Origin of the sequence: Lewinella sp. (assembly GCF_050633125.1) — a bacterium.
Taxonomy (GTDB): Bacteria; Bacteroidota; Bacteroidia; order Chitinophagales; family Saprospiraceae; genus Lewinella.
In genome coordinates this window covers 1-3,086 of the sequence record NZ_JBOEFX010000017.1, presented here as the reverse complement: position 1 = coordinate 3,086, position 3,086 = coordinate 1, and the positions used below count along the sequence as shown (strand labels likewise).

At 35.2% G+C, this 3,086-nt stretch carries 4 protein-coding genes; all 4 read left to right on the top strand.

Features of this window, described 5'->3' with window-relative positions:
- The first annotated feature begins 216 nt into the window (after nt 1–216).
- The 4 genes from ACRBG0_RS03955 to ACRBG0_RS03940 all read left to right on the top strand — a co-directional run bounded on the left by ACRBG0_RS03955 (nt 217) and on the right by ACRBG0_RS03940 (nt 3,003).
- The gene (locus tag ACRBG0_RS03955; protein ID WP_431485610.1) at nt 217–615 is read left to right on the top strand and encodes a UPF0175 family protein; all 399 of its coding nucleotides are present in this window, start codon (nt 217–219) and stop codon (nt 613–615) included.
- Nucleotides 616–1,068, top strand: coding sequence for a DUF3368 domain-containing protein (locus ACRBG0_RS03950; protein WP_431485609.1), 453 nt, complete (start codon nt 616–618; stop codon nt 1,066–1,068).
- Between the two features lie 186 nt (nt 1,069–1,254).
- Nucleotides 1,255–2,013, top strand: coding sequence for a hypothetical protein (locus ACRBG0_RS03945; protein WP_431485608.1), 759 nt, complete (start codon nt 1,255–1,257; stop codon nt 2,011–2,013).
- Nucleotides 2,014–2,040: 27 nt separating this feature from the next.
- Nucleotides 2,041–3,003 (top strand): hypothetical protein, encoded by a 963-nt coding sequence (locus ACRBG0_RS03940; RefSeq protein ID WP_431485607.1) that lies wholly within the window; start codon nt 2,041–2,043, stop codon nt 3,001–3,003.
- The last annotated feature ends 83 nt before the right edge of the window (nt 3,004–3,086 follow it).

The window sequence follows — 3,086 nt, the reverse complement described above, 5'->3', positions numbered from 1 at the left end:
TCCAATAGCCCCAACCTCACGTTAAAATAAGAATCATTATTTGAAATTCTTACTTGATGCGGTGCTCGACAAGCTCGCCACAGAATAGGATTGGCGGGAACAGCTCGGGTATTCTTCGCCTACTCATCGAATACAAATATATTGGTTTTGAATAGTGCTTTGCAGCTAGTTGTGCAATTAGTTTTGTTCGAGTACTTTCTCTTTTATCGTCGCTAAATGATGGATAAGGTTAACTTTTTCATTGGAGTATCAAATCGACTTAGCCTGTATTTAGATCGCTTATGGAACGAACTAGCCTCCCTCAACGTTATTAATGATGTAGATAATTTTTCTGCGCTTGATAAAGGAATCTTTGCCTATCTTTATAAGATTCTACAAAGAAAAGGACAAATGAGTGTCAATATAAAACTTCCGGACGGCTTGCAGATAAGTGAGTTTGAGCTTAGTATGCTACTTGCTTCGAAACTATTCGAATCAGGTCTCATATCTTCAGGGCAAGGCGCGGAGATGGTCGGACTATCCAAACGAGCATTTATAGAAATGTTAGGAAAGTATGAGGTATCCGTATTTGGCTATGATATTGATGAATTAGAGGAAGAATTAGATGAGATATAAATGGAGTTAGTAATTTCTGATGCAAGCTGCCTTATTGCTCTTGAAGATATAGGTGAGCTAAGAATTTTGCATGGTTTATTTAGCCAAGTCGTAGTGACAGATATAGTAAGAGAAGAAATTCAAGCAGAATTACCGTCTTGGATTAAAGTTAGTAAGGATTATGAAGCCAGAGAATTAGAAATACTGAAGTTAGAATTGGATATGGGAGAAGCTAGTGCCATTGCTTTGGCACTTAAGAATCCGGGAAGTAGAATTATATTAGATGAGAGGAAAGGACGAAAAGTAGCCAAACGATTAGGTCTAAAGGTTATTGGAACATTAGGACTAATCGTTAAAGCTAAGCAGAAAGGCATAATCCCTTCAGGTAAAGAAGTACTCAATAAACTTGAGAATCACGGATTTTGGTTGTCTCAGCGTATGAAAAAGAGCTTACTAATAAAATTAGGTGAGTAAAATAGTGCACGCGCCCATCTTTGCCTAGGACGTACATGCTTCGCTGCGCTACGCACGTCGCCTAGGCCTGAGTTGGGCGAAACGCTACGCGTAAACAATGGCTTTGCTTTAAGTTTATTGGATAGGTAAAATGCAAGTAATAATAAATTTTTTATATGTAATTTGCCGTGTAACCATAACCGTAATATGAAGAATATATTTTTTCTACTTATGATAGGGGGCATTTTAATTACTTGCTCTAAGCCTAATAACGAAGATGTTTGTCCCTACGAATTGTTAAGCTGGGGAGAAATCGAAACGAAAAAAGTAAAAGGAGAGGATCGATTGATTGGTTTGGATGCAGATATCTTACTCGAATTAGAAAAAAAACTCAACTTCAAGTTTTCACCTGAATTCAAATATGAGATTCATACATATTCTTTTGATGAATCACAGGAATCGATAAAAATTGATTCTCAGTTTGTTATGAGGTGGAATTCTTATGTGACTGATATATGTGGTAGTATAAGTCTGATGAATAGTTTAACATATAAAAATGATTCATTAAGAATAGTGTTAGAGGAGCAAATTATAAACAGAGTTAAATCATTCTATGAATCTGTGTACCTTGAACCGGGTAATACAAGCACTTTAAGAGATAAAGCTACTCCTTCGAACAGAGAACAGAAAAAAATACCAACATCTGATTCTAGAACAACATATCGTGAAGCAGATGGTGTCGATATATCAATTTATTTAGATGGAAAATATTCTAACATTAAGGATGTTTACCTAAGTAATGGCTTGAATATAGTTGATTCTAATTCAAAGAATATTAGGATTAAAATTACTTCTGACATTACTGAGTATAAAATAACTTTGATCTCATCGGAACTAGATTCCTGTATATTGAGTGGAGTGATTAAAGAGCAGGACTCTAGTTTAACGATTTTGTCATGTGTCTAATGTCAATAAAATACTAATTTTGAAATTATGATGAATAAGTTTCTGACTCTACTTGTATTTTATTTTTTTATGAATAGTTTACTATCACAAGTTGGAGTATTGTGCGTTAAGTTTGAAGAGAACAATCAAACCATAGAAAATGAAGAAATATTTATACAGGGATTGGAAAGTGCAATTTCAAATATTGATAATCCTCCTTTCATAGTTGATAGGTCAAGATTAGGATCCATATTTAATCAATTAAAAATAGAAGAGAACATAATTGAAGACCTTGGAGGAGAATACAAAGCTATTCTCGAATCAGTCAAAGTTGATTACCTTCTTTTTGCTAATGTAATTACATCGCCTTTGAAAAAAGATGCATTTCTTCGACTTGAATTCATTTCAATTGAAGGTGGTTCTTTGTTTTCAAAGAAATATGTTCCTACATTGAAACTTACACTCGAAACTCTTGGGGATCCAATAGAATTCGAAAGGGTAGTAAGAAACACTCTCAATGATTTAGCTTTTATCGATAAATTAGGAATCGTTGAAGTCACAGTCCTAGAGGAAATCAATAGACGAATCGATAAGAAAGATAATGAGATACAAAGTTTACATAATAAAATTGATGCTATCTCAGAATATGCTCAAGTTGCAGAACTTGATGTTTTCGGACGTCCCCCTATGACTGGAGGGGAAGGAATTAAAATTACTTCACCACTTATAGAGTTAATGGCACAAGCTATAGAAGCCAGAAGTGGGAAGCTTCACTTTTTTCTCACTGATAAAGCTATTTCTGCATTAACTGAAGCTATAAAAGTCGTGCCCAAATTCCCCTTTAGCTATTATGCTTTAGCTATAATCTTGAAAAAACGTAACGATCCAAGTTGGAGAACATATGCATCAATGGCGAAGGATATTTTAGAAAAGACGACTCTTAACTTAGATTGCCATCAAAATCATAATCAGGTATTACGTGAAATCAATGGATTGCTGAGTAAATTCTGAGTTCGCCCAACTTTGCTACTACGTCCATGCCTGCGCAAGCTCCGGCACGGCGCAGTAGCCCGAGTTGTACGCAAGGAGATTGA

Coding starts and splice junctions, on each gene's coding strand:
- ACRBG0_RS03955 (WP_431485610.1), top strand. CDS start 217: ATGATGGATAAGGTTAACTTTTTCATTGGAGTATCAAATCGACTTAGC.
- ACRBG0_RS03950 (WP_431485609.1), top strand. CDS start 616: ATGGAGTTAGTAATTTCTGATGCAAGCTGCCTTATTGCTCTTGAAGAT.
- ACRBG0_RS03945 (WP_431485608.1), top strand. CDS start 1,255: ATGAAGAATATATTTTTTCTACTTATGATAGGGGGCATTTTAATTACT.
- ACRBG0_RS03940 (WP_431485607.1), top strand. CDS start 2,041: ATGATGAATAAGTTTCTGACTCTACTTGTATTTTATTTTTTTATGAAT.